Source organism: Specibacter sp. BI4, assembly GCF_056680095.1.
In genome coordinates this window covers 4,560,601-4,574,464 of sequence record NZ_CM155265.1, presented here as the reverse complement: position 1 = coordinate 4,574,464, position 13,864 = coordinate 4,560,601, and the positions used below count along the sequence as shown (strand labels likewise).

The following is a 13,864-nucleotide window of genomic DNA, read 5'->3' as shown; positions in this document are numbered from 1 at the left end:
AACCAGCTGAGAGATATCATCATGAAGACTTACAAGAAATCAGAACTGTCCCGCCGCGGAATGCTTCGCGGCACCCTTGCGATGAGCGTAATCGCAGTCATCGGAGCACCGGTTCTCACCGCCTGTGGCGACGGAGGGGTGCCTGTAGAGGCCAATGCTGGCAACGCTGCACTCCCGACCTTCGTCAAATTCCCTGGCGCACCTGCTGACTTGCCCGGCAACACTGCGGGCGTCACGGACGCATACTTCACTTACCCCGCCAACCCACCGAAAATAACCGAGGGGACACCTGGTGATGGAAATCCCATCACCGTCATGATGCCCGCGGCCAACGCCATCCCGCCAGCGACGGACCAGAACGCCTACGCACAAGAACTCAACAAACGGTTGGGGTCTGAGCTGAAGGTGGCATGGACGCCCGCTGCGGACTGGTCCCAAAAGCTGGCCACAACCATTGCCGGCGATCAACTGCCTGATGTTTTCAACCTTCAGAATGAAACACCTGATTTCCCGGCAATGTTGGAGGCGAAGGCTCTCGACCTGACCCCGTACTTGGCGGGCGACGCGGTCAAAAAGTACCCCGCACTGGCCAACATTCCCACAGACAGCTGGCGTGGTGCGATGTTCAACGGCAAGATCTTTGGCCTGCCCATTCCCCGCGGCATCACCACATCCCGAGTCCTCTACCGACGGGAAGACATTCTTGAGTCACTGGGGGCCGCAGCCGTGCCAGCGAACTTTGCTGAATTCATGGAGCTCTGCAAGGCCGTGACCGAACCCTCCAAAAACCGTTGGGCACTGGCCAGCCTGCCCATGACTTTCGTCCAGGAAATGTACCAGTTGCCCAACTACTGGGCTGAAAATGACGGTGCCTTCAGCCACCTCTTTGAACATGCAAACATGAAGGACGCATTGGAAGCCGGCCGGCAGCTGGTGGCGGCAAAAGTTGTCAACCCAGACGCATTTGCGTCGGCCCAGGCGCAGTACAAAAAGTGGTTTGACGCCGGCACTGCGGTCATGGTGGAAGACAGCCTGAGCGCCTGGCAGGGATTCCAGCGCCGTGGCGTCACCATCCCGGGATTCAAGATGGCTGCACATCCCGCCCCCGGCGCCGAGGGCGGCAAGGGTGGCTTTTGGCTCGGGGCCCCCAACCACTCCATCACCGCCATCAATAAGAAGGCCAAAGACAGGGTGGAGACCATCTTGAACGTCTTCAACTGGCTGTCCTCACCGTTCGGCACCGAAGAAAACTTGCTCAGGCAATATGGGATAGACGGCATCGACTATGAGCTCAGCGGCAGCGACCCCATCATGACAGACCAGGGAAATCTTGAAATCAAGGCAAATCCCGTCTACCTCACAGGGGCGCCAGGAACGCTCTACATTTCACAGGATGAGGAAGCAGTCCGTGCCCGCCACGAGGCAGAAGAAGCGCTGGTTCCCCTCGCCGTCAAAGATGCGAGCAACGGGCTGTACTCTGCGACGGCCTCACGGTCAGGAGCACAGCAACTCACTGCAATGGAGGCGCTGCAAAATGACATCGTGCAAGGCCGAAAGGCAGTGTCGGATTGGGATGCAGGCGTGAAGGAATGGCAGAGCAAGGCAGGGAACAAAATGCGCTTGGAGTATGAACAGGCGTTCCTGCAACTCAAAAACGTCTGACGCCCACCCCGGCACGGTCAGATCGAAATCGGCAGGCCGGGCACCGAACAATGACTGGAGCGACCAGCCAGTCAAGGTCCGCGCACCTGGGGATCCGTACCAGGTGCGCGGATCGACCGTCCTCCTGCCCAGACTAAACCTGCCGCCACTTCCCGAACCTGGACAACGAAAAGAGCGCACACCATGAAATTCTCTGTATTCACCGCATCCACTCCGGACTGGACCCCTGAGGAAGCCGCCACCACCCTTGCCGCGCAAGGCTGGGATGGCATCGAATGGCGAATTACGGACCAGAAAGACGCCGCTGAACCGGGCTTTTGGGCCGGTAACAAGTCCAACTGGCCTCTCACCGGACTGGAACAGAACCTCGGCCGAATCGCGGACATTACCTCAACCGCCGGCCTCAAGTATTCCGGCCTCGGAGGATACGCGCGGTGTGACAACCATGTGGACGTGGAGCGCATCTTGGCGGCGACGGCCCAACTGGGCGCAGGACAAGCTCGTGTTGTGGCGTTGCCCCTGGGGACGGCAACCATGGGAGGGGAACCCACAGGGCGTGACTACCGGGACCTCTTTGCAGAGTCCCGTGAGCATTTTTCCTGGGTGGCTGAGAGGGCGGCGTTCCATGGCGTGAAGGCACTCGTTGAGCTCCACCACCAGACGGTGACCTCCTCTCCGTCATCCGCTCTGCGTCTGGTGGAGGGACTGAACCCGGACCATGTAGGTGTCATCCACGACCTGGGAAACCTCATTGTCGAAGGAGGGGAGGAAAACCTGGCAGGGCTGCAGCTTCTGGGCGCGTATCTGGCCCACGTCCACGTGAAAAATGCTGTGTGGCGTCGACAATCTGTCAGTGGAGCGGACGCGGTTTGGAAGCACGAGTGGTCAACCCTGCGAGGCGGCATCGCCGACGTGCCACGTTATTTCAAGTCTTTGGCAGCTGTAGGTTACGACGGCTGGGTGACGGTTGAAGACTTCTCCACGGAATTGCCCCTTGCCGAACGGACCGCGAACAATCTTGCGTATCTTCGGTCACTCGCCCCGGTTTCCTAGGCGGAGGCCCTGGCCCTGCTGAGGCTCGGCGTGGGAGCCGTGTCCGGCGGCGAACTCAAGGCCGACATCGTGCGCCAGCACGTCACCCGTGCCGGGGCGCTTCTCGCCAAGCGGTCACCTACTGTCGAGTAGCAGGTAAAAGGTCAAAAAAGTCAAAAAAGTCAGAAAATGGGTGAGAGCTGCCTCACAGTGGATCCCCAGTGAGGCGAGCCTGCCCTTTCATCGAATACGATTAACTGGCGTACGCTAATTATTTCTACCGCCGAGAGGCCCCCATGAAGCCCTTGTTCACCAAGAAGCAGTTCAGTAAAACCGCGTTGACGGCGTTGGCTGGACTATCCGTATTGACGCTCGCAGCCTGTGGTGGGGCACCGGCTCCGGCTGGCAGCAGCGGCTCTGCCGGCGGTGCGGAAGACGCCATCACCGTTTACAACGCCCAGCACGAATCACTCACACAGGCGTGGGTTGACGAGTTCACCAAGGAAACAGGCATCAAGGTCACGATGCGCCAGGGCAGCGACCTGGAACTGAGCAACCAGATCATCGCAGAAGGCGCCAAGTCGCCCGCCGATGTTTTCCTGACCGAAAACTCCCCGGCAATGACACAGGTCGAGAACGCAGGACTCTTTGCCGACACCAGCGCCAAGGTTCAGGAACAGGTCCCGGCCGAATACCGTCCCTCCACGAACAAGTGGGCCGGCATTGCCGCGCGCAGCACTGTCTTCGCCTATGACAAGACGAAGCTGACCGAAGACAAGCTGCCCAAGTCCATCATGGACCTGGCCGACCCCTCGTGGAAGGACCGCTGGGCTGCTTCACCGTCCGGTGCGGATTTCCAGGCCATCGTCTCGGCCATGCTGGAACTCAAGGGCGAGGATGACACCCTGTCCTGGTTGAAGGCCATGAAGGAAAATTCCAAGGCCTACAAGGGCAACAGCACCGCGATGAAGGCAGTCAATGCCGGCGAAATTGAGGGTGCCGTCATCTACCACTACTACTGGTTCGGGGACCAGGCCAAGACCGGCGAGAACTCCAACAACGTGGCCCTGCACTACTTCAAGAACGAAGATCCGGGCGCCTTTGTCTCCGTTTCCGGTGGTGGCGTGTTGGCCTCCAGCCAGCACCAGGACAACGCCTCGAAGTTCCTTGAATTCGTCACGGGCAAGGCCGGCCAGACCGTCTTGCAAACCGGCACCAGCTTTGAATACCCCGTGGGCAGTGGCGTCACCCCGAACGACAAGCTGACCCCGCTGGCTGACTTGCAGGCGCCGAAGATCGACCCGGCCAAGCTGAACTCGGCCAAGGTCACCGATCTGATGACGCAGGCCGGTCTGCTCTAGTTCCAATGACTGTTCAACGCGGCACGACGGCGGCAGGTGGGCCGGGTGCCAAAATCTCACCGAAGCAGGCTGGGGGCCGGGGTTCACGCCTCGGCCCCTGGCCCGTCGTCGTCCTGTGCTTGCTGATCGCCGCGTTCTCCCTGCTGCCGCTGGGGTTCGTGGTTGTCGCCACAGCCAACACCGGTTGGGACTCGATCGTTGCGTTGGTGTTCCGTCCGCGCGTTGGCGAACTGCTGCTGAACACCCTTTCCCTGGTGCTGATCACGGTGCCGCTGTGTGTTGTGATTGGAGTCGCGGGGGCTTGGCTCATTGAGCGCACTGCGCTGGCCGGTCACAAGGCATGGGCTGTGCTGTTTGCCGCGCCCCTGGCCATTCCGGCTTTCGTGAACAGCTACGCCTGGGTCAGCGCCATTCCATCCCTGGGCGGGATCTTCGGCGGTGTGCTGATCTCGGTGCTTTCCTATTTTCCGCTGGTCTATATTCCCGTGGCAGCCGTGCTGAGCCGGCTGGATCCGGCCCTGGAACAGTCTGCGGCCTCGCTCGGTCTGGGGCCGTGGAAAGTGTTCTTCCGGGTCGTGCTGCCGCAATTACGTCTGGCAACAGCCGGCGGTGCGCTCCTTGTGTCGCTGCACCTGCTGGCAGAATACGGTGCGTTTGCCATGATCACCTTCGACACGTTCACGACAGCCATTTACGACCAATTCCGGTCCACCTTCAACGGGGCCGCGGCCAACATGCTTGCCAGCGTCCTGGTGCTGTTTTGTTTGCTGCTCCTTCTGGCCGAGTCCAAGTCCCGCGGCAGCGCCCGCTACGCACGGGTCGGAGCAGGCGTGCAGGCGAGTCCCGGACGGCTGAAACTGGGTTTCCACCAGGTACCGGGCCAGCTGGGATTGCTTGCTGTCACCGTGCTGGCACTGGGTGTGCCGCTGTGGCATGTGGGCCGTTGGCTGGTTGCCGGGGGCAGCGAAATCTGGAAGCGCGACGCCCTCGTTGAGGCGTTGCTGCAAACGCTCGGCTACGGTTTGGCGGGGGCTGTGCTGACAACTGTGCTGGCCTTCCCGTTGGCCTACTTGGTGGTCCGGCATCCCGGGCCCGCCAGCAAGGTCCTTGAGGCCGTCAACTATCTTTCCAGTTCAATGCCGGGCATTGTGGTGGCGCTGGCCCTGGTCACAATCACTGTCCACAACGTGCCCGCCATCTACCAAAGTTCCGTCGTGCTCGTGGCCGCCTATGCGCTGCTGTTCATGCCCCGGGCGTTGGTCAACCTCCGGGCCGGCCTGGCACAGGTGCCGCATGAGCTGGACGAGGCTGCCCAGGCGTTGGGCAAACCCCCGCTACTGGCCTTCCTGCGCGTGACCCTGCGGTTGGCCGCCCCGGCGGCGGCCGGCGGTGCGGCACTGGTCTTCCTCGGCATCGTCAATGAACTGACAGCCACGCTGCTGCTGGCACCCAACGGCACCAGAACCCTGGCCACCCAATTTTGGTCGTTGAGCAGCGAAATTGACTACATGGGTGCGGCCCCGTATGCCTTGGTGATGATTGTGCTCTCCGCCCCCATGACCTACTTACTCTTCGTGCAATCCAAGAAAGCGGCCGGCCAATGACCACCCAGCCCAACGATCCCGGCACCGAACCCGAGGGCGAGAGTGCCGCGGGCAGCAAGCATCCCGGCAGGCATTCCGGCGGACCCGTGTCTGTGTCCGGCGGCGCTGACAGCCGGACCTTCGTCCACGACTCGAGCAACGCCGCCGACCACTTGCAGGTTGCAGGTGTCCGCAAGAGTTTTGGCGGCACCGCCGTCCTCAAGGGTGTGGATCTCGCAGTGGCCCAGGGCCGCACCACCGCCATTGTGGGCCCGTCCGGCTCCGGCAAGACCACGCTGCTGCGCTTGATTGCCGGTTTCTCCGCGCCCGACTCCGGCCGGATCGCCCTCGCCGGCGCCGAGGTTGCCGGCCCCTCAAAGTGGGTTCCGGCGCACAAGCGCAGTGTCGGCTACGTGGCCCAGGACGGTGCGTTGTTCCCGCATTTGAGCGTTGGCGCCAACATTGCCTTCGGGCTGTCGCTGCGCGGCAAGGCCGCGGCCCTGCGGGTGGGGGAACTGCTGGAAATGGTCTCCATGGACAGGTCCTACGCCAAGCGCCGCCCCCACCAGCTTTCAGGCGGTCAGCAGCAGCGCGTCGCGCTGGCCAGGGCGCTTGCCCGCCAACCCGAACTCATGCTGCTGGACGAGCCCTTCAGCGCGCTGGATGCCGGCCTGCGGGTCGCAACCCGCCGGGCAGTGTCCAAGACCCTCGAACAAGCCGGCGTGACAACCATTTTGGTCACCCACGACCAGGCCGAGGCCCTGAGCTTTGCCGACCAGGTGGCCGTCATGCGCGACGGCAGGCTGGCCCAAATCGGCAGCCCGTTCGTTGTTTACACGCGCCCGGCCGACAGGGCCACGGCCGAGTTCCTCGGCGACGCCGTCATCCTTGAAGCGTGGATGGAAGGCTCGCTGGCGCTGTGTTCGCTGGGCGGCATTCCTGTCCGCCGCCCACCTGCACAGGGCAAGGTCCATCTGATGTTGCGCCCCGAACAGATCCGCATTGCCAGCGGCGGGCCCATCCGCGGGCGCGTGGTCGACACCGACTACTTCGGCCCCGAAACCACAGTCCGCATCAGACTGGAGCCCATCGCCGTCGACGCGAAGCACCCGCTGGATCCGCATCAGCCCGTCGGCGGGGAGGTCATCAACATCCGGCACTGGAACGCCATGCTGGCACGGCCCGGCACCGAACTGTCGCTGAAGGTGGTGGGGGAGGGCGTCGTCTTCCCCTGGGGAGGCTGACCCGCAGCCTCAGGGTGCCAGGACGCGTCGCCGTCGTGCCTTGATTTCAACATAGGCGGTGGCAAGCAGCAGCAGGGCCACGGCCATGCCAAGGGCGACGGCGGCCGGAACCGTTGCGCTGACGAAGGCCAGCACCAGCGCCAGCACCACTGTGGGGATGGCCCACGCCAGGACGTCGCGCCAGGCCTGGCCATAACGCAGCGACACCGCGGCGTTGGCGGCGTAGAAGAGGGCAAGCCCGCCGCCCAGGGCGATGCCCGCGCCCAGCGGCAGCCGCGTGAAGGGATCGGGGATGGCGGTGGCGATGCCCGCGGCCACCGAGGTCACCCCGACAATCAAGACAAACGGCAGGAACAGGGTCGTTTGTAGGATGCCGGTAAAGTCCGCGCGCGCCCGCAGCGCCTGCAGGCCCGTGGTGAGCGTGCCCATGCCGTATTGGAAGAATGCCCAGCCAAGCAGTGCAACGATGACGAAGCCCAGCGCTGCGGCCAACCCGGCGCCCGGGCCCCAATCCTGGGAAGCCTCGGTGACGATCGTGAAGACCGACTCGCCCAGAACGATGATGACGAACAAGCCCAGGCGCTCGGAGGCGTGCTCAATGTTGATGCCGGCCATGCTGCGTTCGGCCCCGATGCGGTTGCTGTTGGCGACCATGCCCACCTCCACGGCGATGGACAGTGCCCAGAGCACGACGGCGGCGGGCAGGGGCAGTGTGGCGGCGACGAGCCAGAGCACGGCCGTGCCGCCGTTGTAGACCCAGATCCGCCAGGGCGAGTCGGCGGAATGTTCGCGGTGCTGGTACAGCCACAGCCACAGCACCAGCAACAGGATGCGCATGGCCGCGTTGGCCAGGGAGAAGGCCCAGGCCCGTTCGCCAAAGGCCTCGGGTGCCGCCGCGGCCATGAGCGCGGACGCCGCCATGGCTGCCAGCATGGCGAGCCCCAGTGAGCGTGCGGTCAGCCCGGGCAGCAGGTTGATGACGGAGACGATGTTGGCCCAGGCCCACCAGGCTGGAAAGAACAGCAGGACAAAGGTGCCGAATTCAAGCCAGCCGGGATCGCCGTGGATGCCATGGGCCAGCTGCCCCACGAAGGCCACAAACACCAGGTCGAAAAACAGCTCCATCCAGTGGACTCGGCCTGGTTCGCGAGCCGGCCGGGATATTCCGTCCATGCGCCAATCGTAGACCCGCCCGAACCGTCGGGGGCGTTGTGTTTGGATCCCGGTCGGCAGGGGGGCAAGCCGCAAGACTTGCCCCCCTGGGTTGGTGAGGCGGGCGCAGATCACAACGCCGGCCCGGGAGGGATGCCGGTGCGGCTCCGCAGGGACGAAATAGCGCCGGGTGCGTGGCGCACCCGGCCGGTGGGGATGTACGCGAAACTGTTCGGCCACGCCACTGGCCCCACCTCGGAGCCTTGAGGGCACAAAAAACCCCTGAAATCCGCGGATTTCAGGGGTTTTGTCGGGGCCTCCAAACAGAATCGAACTGTTGACCTTCTCATTACGAGTGAGACGCTCTACCAACTGAGCTATGGAGGCCTGTGCTAGCCAGACTCCGATTGGAGTGGTCAGCTGAACACAAGAATCAACTCTAATATGCGCGGGGCGGATGTACAAAATCCGGCCCCTCGGCAGAGCCATACCAAAGTGGTCGGACGGGCTCCGGGGTGGGCGCAAGGCGTCTAGCAGGCGGTGCCCTCCGAAGGCACCTTGCCGTCCACGAAGTACGCGTCAACCGTGGAGGTGATGCATTCGTTGGCCCGACCATAGGCCGTGTGGCCGTTGCCCTTCCACGACACCAGGACGCCCGAATCAAGCTGCTTGGCCAGTGCCTCCGCCCACGCATAGGGTGTTGCCGGGTCGCCCGTCGTGCCAACAACCAGGATGGGTCCGGCGCCGGTTGCCGAGATTGGTGCCGGGTCGCCCGTGGCCGGGACGGGCCAGTATTTGCAGGACAGGCCGGAGTAGGCCAGCATCTCCCCGAAAGTGGGGGACGCCTTTTTCAGCAGCTCCGCCTGCTCGCGCATGTGCGCGGTGTCCCAGTTCATTGGGTAGTCAAGGCAGTTGATGGCGGTGAAAGCGGCGGAGGTGTTGGAGTTGTATTTGCCGTCGGAGTCGCGGTCGGCAGAGAAGTCGGCCAACATCAACATGCCAGAGGCGTCACCGGCAAAAGCCTGGCTCAAGGCACCCGTCAAGGGTTCCCAGAGGTCCGTGGAGTACATGCCGAAGGCCAGCGCGCCGGTGAACTCGGTGCCCGTCACCACCCGGCCCTCGGGAGTTTGCTGGGGAGTTGCCGCGTACACGGCATTCAGCTCGCGGATCTGGCCCAGGGCGTCGTCGACGCTTCCGGAGACGGGGCAGTCGTCGGCCGTCAGGCAATCCTCGACCCACGCCCGCATGGCCTGTTCAAAGCCCATGGCCTGGCCCATGGAGACCTCATCAATGTCCAGTGAGGGATCCATTGCCCCGTCCAGGGAGAATTTTCCGACCCGCTCCGGGAACAGTCCGGCATAGGTGGCGCCCAACTTGGTGCCGTAGGAGAAGCCCATGTAGTTCAGGTCCTTGTCACCGACCACTGCCCGCAAAACGTCCAAGTCGCGGGCAGAGCTGACGGTGTCAATGTGGGTCAGTGCGGGGCCGGAGTTCTTTTCGCACAGTTCAGTCTGGGCCTTCGTCTCGGCCTCGGCAGCGGCAAATCCGGCGTCGGTGGAAAGATCAAAATCCTGCTGCCGCCCCGCATCCATCTGCGCATCATCGAGGCACTTCACCCCTGCCGAACGCTGCACCCCGCGCGGATCAAAACCCACCACGTCATAGGCGCCGCGCAGCTTCGGCGAGAACATTGTCTGTGCCCCGTCCGTGACCATGTCCACGCCGGAACTGCCGGGTCCGCCCGGGTTGACGAGCATGGCGCCCAGCCGTTTTCCGCTTGCCGGCAGCCGGTTCACCGCGAGCTTGATTGACTCCCCGCCGGGCTTGGCGTAGTCCATCGGAACCTCAACCTCGGCGCATTGGAAACCGCCATTGCACGACGTCCACGTCACCGCCTGGGTGTAAAAATCCCGCAGTTCGGCGGGCACGTCACCCACCACATCCGCGGAGGCCGACGTCTCCACCGGCTGGTCGGGCGCCAGCACCGAGCACGAGCTCAGCAGCATCGCAGCCACCGCGGCAGCGGCGATGAGCAGGCGGGAGCGGCGGTTGTGCTGGTGGCGGGTGTTTCCGGCAGGCATACAGGAGTCCTTCACAGGTTAGAGCAGGCTGACTGCCATGGCTTCAAGGGCCAGCAGCGGGGCAACATTGGTGGTGGTCAGGCGCCGTCGCGCGGCGTTGATGGCGTCCATGCGTTCGAGCGTGGCTTCGGGCCGGGCGCGGGCAGCAAAGTCCTGCAGCGCCCCGCGCAGGGGTTCGTTGACAAGTTCCACATTTTCACGTTCGACGCCGGTGCCGCCCCGGGCGTCCAGCTGCAGCACCAGCACATCCCGGTAGAAGGACAACAGATCCGTGAGCGTGCGGTCAAGATGGTCTGTCACCGACCGCTTGGCGCGGCGCTTCTGGTCCTCTTCCAGCGCCCGCACCTGGCTGCGAATGGGCGGCGGCAGCGTCCCGGTCTCGGGTGCGCCGAGATTGCGCAGCAGCGTGGCCTTCTCGGCGGCGTCGCGCTCTTCGTTGGAGGAGGCGGCTTCGGCCTGGGCCAGTTCCAGCACGGATGCGGCGGCCATGACGGCGGTTGTGACGTCGCGCAGGTTCAGGGGCAGGCGCACCGTGGCGTCGCGCCGTTCCCGGGCGCCGGAATCGGTGGCCAGCCGGCGGGCGATGCCGATGTGGCTCTGGGCCGCGCGGGCGGCGGTGAGCGCCAGCTCGGGGTCGATGCCGTCGCGGCGCACGAGCAGGGCGGCGACGTCGGCCACCGGCGGCAGGCGCAGCGTCAGGGTGCGGCAGCGGGAGCGGATGGTGACAAGCACATCCGCCGGGCTGGGTGCGCACAGGATCCAGATGGTCCGCGGCGGCGGCTCCTCGATGGCTTTCAGCAGCACGTTGGTGGTGCGCTCGGCCATGCGGTCGGCGTCGCCCACGATCATGACGCGCCAGCGGGCAGACGACGGACTGTCGTGGGCCTTGCGCACCAGGTTGCGGGCTTCCTCGATGGCGATAGTGGTTTTTTCCGTGGCGATGAAGGTGACATCGGCATTGGTGCCGTTCATGGTGGTGTGGCAGGCCTTGCAAATGCCGCAGCCGCGGGCCGCCAATTCCGGGCGTTCGCACACCAGCGCCGCGGCAAACGCCAGCGCCGCGTTGGACCGGCCGGACCCCGGCGGGCCCGTGAGCAGCCACGCATGGGTGGGGCTGCTTGACTGGGCGGCACGGCGCAGCTGCGCCACCACTGATTCCTGGCCCTGAAGATCCACCCAGACACTCATGCGCTGCCGGCACCCTGGGGTGTGGAACTGTGTTCGGTGGAATTGCCGGGTGCCGCAAGAAGGCTGTGGACCCGTTGCTCGATGGCCAGTGCCAGGTCTGCGATGGCGCCCCGGGCCGGCAGCACTAGATAGCGCTCCGGGTGCGCCTCGGCCAGGGCCAGGAAAGCCGAGCGGATGGTTGCGTGGAAGTCGTCCGGCTCGGATTCCATCCTGTCTTCGGCGGCATCGCCGGCAGTGCGCCGCTCGCGGCCGTCGGCGGGAGTCACATCCAGCAGCACTGTCAGATCCGGCCAGAGGCCGCTCGTGGCCCAGTCGTTGAGCTGCAGGATCGCCGAGGCGCCCAGCCCGCGGCCTGCGCCCTGGTAGGCGATGGAGGAGTCGGCGTACCTGTCACTGATGACAATCTCGCCGCGTGCAATGGCGGGGCTGATCACCTGGGTGGCGTGCGCGGCCCGGGCCGCGGCGAAGATGAGCGCCTCGGTCTTGGCATCAATCTCGCCCTGCCCGTTCTCAAGCACCAGGGAGCGCAGTTTTTCGCCCACGGGAGTGCCACCTGGTTCGCGGGTCCGCACCACTGTGCGTCCGGCGTCGGACAGGGACTTGGTGAGCAGCGCGGCCTGGGTGGATTTTCCCGCACCGTCGCCACCCTCAAAAGCTATGAAAAGGCCCGGCAGCGGGGCAGAGGAATCAGTCACCCCACCAGCCTACCGGCCCAAGCTGAATGGTTCCCCGCTGCGCGCCGGCTTGTCCACAGGAGGCGGTTTTCCACAATTTTGCCGCACGGTGTCATATTGGACCCCGGCCGGGAATTGGCGGTCTAATCTGGAAAGCATGACGAACCAAGCTGCCGGGCATCCGGATGAACTGAGCCCCGACACAGTTGTTGTTGCGGCAGGCCGGCCCGCCCGCGAGCACGACGCCCCAGTGAACCCGCCCCTCGTGCTGTCCTCCACCTATGTGGGCACGGGCCAGGTGGTGGACGGCGACAGGGCCTACGGACGCTACTCCAACCCCACCTGGGATCCGTTGGAGGACGCCCTGGCCCTGCTGGAAGGTGCCACACTGCCGGCGCTGATCTTCAGTTCGGGCCTGGCGGCAGCCTCCGCAGCCCTTTCCCTCGTTCCCACCGGCGGTGTGCTGGTCATGCCCACGCACTCCTACCAGGGCGCGCTGGTCATGGCGCAGGAGCAGGCGGCGAAGGGGCTCTTCACGCTGCGGACCGTGGACATTGCCAACAACGACGAGGTCATCGCAGCGCTCACCGGTGCAGGGGAGAAGGCCGCCGATATGCTGTGGCTGGAGAGCCCCACCAACCCCATGCTGGAGGTCGCCGACATCCATGTCCTGTGCCGTGCCGCCCAGGCCGTGGGCGCCGTCGTCGTCACCGACAACACCTTCTCCACGCCGCTGGTGCAGAAACCGCTGGAGCTGGGCGCCGACATTGTGCTGCACTCGGTGACCAAATACCTGGCCGGCCACTCGGACGTCATCCTGGGCGCTCTGGCCACGTCCAACCCGGAACTGCGCGCCACGCTGCTGCACCACCGCTCCATCCACGGCGCCATTGCCGGCCCCTTCGAAGCCTGGCTGGCACTGCGCGGCTTGCGGACCCTGGCGTTGCGGGTTGAGCGCTCGCAGGCCAGTGCACTGGTGCTGGCCAACCGTCTTGACTCGCACGACGGCGTCACGAAAGTTTTGTTTCCCGGCCTGCCTTCGGACCCGGGTCACGTGCGGGCCAAGGCACAGATGAGCGGCTTTGGGTCCATCCTGTGCGTTGAAGTTGCCGGTGGTGCCAAGGTGGCAGACGCGCTTGTTGGGGCGCTGCGCCTGTGGACGCCGGCCACATCGCTGGGCGGGGTGGAATCGCTCATCGAGCGCCGCCGCCGCCACGCCAATGAACCCAACACGGTTCCTGAGAACCTCCTGCGCCTAAGCGTCGGCATCGAAAACGTGGAAGACCTCTGGAGCGATCTGGAGCAAGCCTTCGCACACGCGGCCCCGGCGGCCCCGGCGGCCCCGGCGGCCCCGGCCGCGCCGGGCGAGTAGCCGTCCGGCCGGGCCCTTCGCTGGACGGCTGCCCCGGCACCGGCCGGGCCCTTCGCTGGACTGGCCGTCCGGCCGGCCCCGGCGGCCACAGCTGCTTTCCAGATTCGGGCACTTCCAACTCCGGCGTCGGCCTGTAAGCTTGAACCGTGGTCATTTTCTTGAACTTTGTGCAGTTTCTCATTCTGGTGGCTTTGGGCCTGGTGGCTCTGGGCGTTCAAGGCTGGGCCCTGAGCGACTGCCTGCGCACGCCCGCATCCGACTTTGAGCGCGTTGACAAGCGGAGCAAGACCTTTTGGACTGCGCTGACGGGCGGCGCCTTCTTCTTCGGCATCATTTACGTGCTGCCGCCGCTGATGAGCCTCACCGTGCCGCCACTGGGCATGAGCTTGATCCTCAGCCTGGCCGGGCTTACCGCGGCCGGCGTCTACTTGGCAGACGTCCGCCCGGTGTTGGCCGAGATTCGCGGCCGCGGCAAGGGACAGCAAAACCGCGGCTCCTCCTGGTAGCCACGCCTT

The 13,864-nt window shown here is 64.8% G+C and carries 11 protein-coding genes and 1 tRNA gene; 7 read left to right on the top strand and 5 right to left on the bottom strand.

Annotated elements, in window-relative coordinates; genetic code table 11:
- The first annotated feature begins 21 nt into the window (after positions 1–21).
- The 5 genes from AC1L6K_RS20545 (at position 22) to AC1L6K_RS20525 (ending at position 6,882) form a co-directional block, all read left to right on the top strand.
- On the top strand, positions 22–1,662 hold the full coding sequence (locus AC1L6K_RS20545) for an extracellular solute-binding protein (protein WP_480950661.1): 1,641 nt from the start codon (positions 22–24) through the stop codon (positions 1,660–1,662).
- Positions 1,663–1,845: 183 nt separating this feature from the next.
- Entirely contained in the window at positions 1,846–2,715 is an 870-nt protein-coding gene (locus AC1L6K_RS20540) for a sugar phosphate isomerase/epimerase family protein (protein ID WP_480950660.1), read from the top strand.
- 275 nt (positions 2,716–2,990) lie between these two features.
- Positions 2,991–4,055, top strand: coding sequence for an iron ABC transporter substrate-binding protein (locus tag AC1L6K_RS20535; protein WP_480950659.1), 1,065 nt, complete (start codon positions 2,991–2,993; stop codon positions 4,053–4,055).
- 5 nt (positions 4,056–4,060) lie between these two features.
- Positions 4,061–5,659 carry an ABC transporter permease gene (locus AC1L6K_RS20530; protein WP_480950658.1) on the top strand — a complete coding sequence of 533 codons (1,599 nt, stop codon included), beginning with the start codon at positions 4,061–4,063 and terminating at the stop codon, positions 5,657–5,659.
- Positions 5,656–6,882: an ABC transporter ATP-binding protein gene (locus AC1L6K_RS20525; protein ID WP_480950657.1), complete on the top strand. Its 1,227-nt coding sequence runs from the start codon at positions 5,656–5,658 to the stop codon at positions 6,880–6,882. The genes AC1L6K_RS20530 and AC1L6K_RS20525 overlap by 4 nt, the downstream gene beginning before the upstream one ends.
- A 9-nt stretch (positions 6,883–6,891) precedes the next feature.
- Here AC1L6K_RS20525 and AC1L6K_RS20520 read toward each other — a convergent pair whose 3' ends face one another.
- The 5 genes from AC1L6K_RS20520 to tmk all read right to left on the bottom strand — a co-directional run bounded on the left by AC1L6K_RS20520 (position 6,892) and on the right by tmk (position 11,998).
- Positions 6,892–8,055, bottom strand: a complete 1,164-nt coding sequence (locus AC1L6K_RS20520) for a low temperature requirement protein A (RefSeq protein WP_480950656.1) — start codon at positions 8,053–8,055, stop codon at positions 6,892–6,894.
- A 293-nt stretch (positions 8,056–8,348) separates the two neighbouring features.
- A tRNA-Thr gene (locus tag AC1L6K_RS20515) sits at positions 8,349–8,421 on the bottom strand.
- Positions 8,422–8,564: 143 nt separating this feature from the next.
- Positions 8,565–10,115: an alpha/beta hydrolase gene (locus AC1L6K_RS20510; RefSeq protein WP_480950655.1), complete on the bottom strand. Its 1,551-nt coding sequence runs from the start codon at positions 10,113–10,115 to the stop codon at positions 8,565–8,567.
- A gap of 18 nt (positions 10,116–10,133) precedes the next feature.
- Entirely contained in the window at positions 10,134–11,303 is a 1,170-nt protein-coding gene (locus AC1L6K_RS20505) for a DNA polymerase III subunit delta' (protein WP_480950654.1), read from the bottom strand.
- On the bottom strand, positions 11,300–11,998 hold the full coding sequence (gene tmk / locus AC1L6K_RS20500) for a dTMP kinase (protein ID WP_480950653.1): 699 nt from the start codon (positions 11,996–11,998) through the stop codon (positions 11,300–11,302). Before tmk ends, AC1L6K_RS20505 begins: the two co-directional genes overlap by 4 nt.
- A 136-nt stretch (positions 11,999–12,134) precedes the next feature.
- On the opposite strand from tmk, the gene AC1L6K_RS20495 reads away from it, so the two are divergent.
- Positions 12,135–13,349 carry a trans-sulfuration enzyme family protein gene (locus tag AC1L6K_RS20495; RefSeq protein WP_480950652.1) on the top strand — a complete coding sequence of 405 codons (1,215 nt, stop codon included), beginning with the start codon at positions 12,135–12,137 and terminating at the stop codon, positions 13,347–13,349.
- A 146-nt stretch (positions 13,350–13,495) separates the two neighbouring features.
- Positions 13,496–13,855 (top strand): DUF2516 family protein, encoded by a 360-nt coding sequence (locus AC1L6K_RS20490; protein WP_480950651.1) that lies wholly within the window; start codon positions 13,496–13,498, stop codon positions 13,853–13,855.
- Positions 13,856–13,864: the final 9 nt, after the last annotated feature.

Coding starts and splice junctions, on each gene's coding strand:
- AC1L6K_RS20545 (WP_480950661.1), top strand. CDS start 22: ATGAAGACTTACAAGAAATCAGAACTGTCCCGCCGCGGAATGCTTCGC.
- AC1L6K_RS20540 (WP_480950660.1), top strand. CDS start 1,846: ATGAAATTCTCTGTATTCACCGCATCCACTCCGGACTGGACCCCTGAG.
- AC1L6K_RS20535 (WP_480950659.1), top strand. CDS start 2,991: ATGAAGCCCTTGTTCACCAAGAAGCAGTTCAGTAAAACCGCGTTGACG.
- AC1L6K_RS20530 (WP_480950658.1), top strand. CDS start 4,061: ATGACTGTTCAACGCGGCACGACGGCGGCAGGTGGGCCGGGTGCCAAA.
- AC1L6K_RS20525 (WP_480950657.1), top strand. CDS start 5,656: ATGACCACCCAGCCCAACGATCCCGGCACCGAACCCGAGGGCGAGAGT.
- AC1L6K_RS20520 (WP_480950656.1), bottom strand. CDS start 8,055: ATGGACGGAATATCCCGGCCGGCTCGCGAACCAGGCCGAGTCCACTGG.
- AC1L6K_RS20510 (WP_480950655.1), bottom strand. CDS start 10,115: ATGCCTGCCGGAAACACCCGCCACCAGCACAACCGCCGCTCCCGCCTG.
- AC1L6K_RS20505 (WP_480950654.1), bottom strand. CDS start 11,303: ATGAGTGTCTGGGTGGATCTTCAGGGCCAGGAATCAGTGGTGGCGCAG.
- AC1L6K_RS20495 (WP_480950652.1), top strand. CDS start 12,135: ATGACGAACCAAGCTGCCGGGCATCCGGATGAACTGAGCCCCGACACA.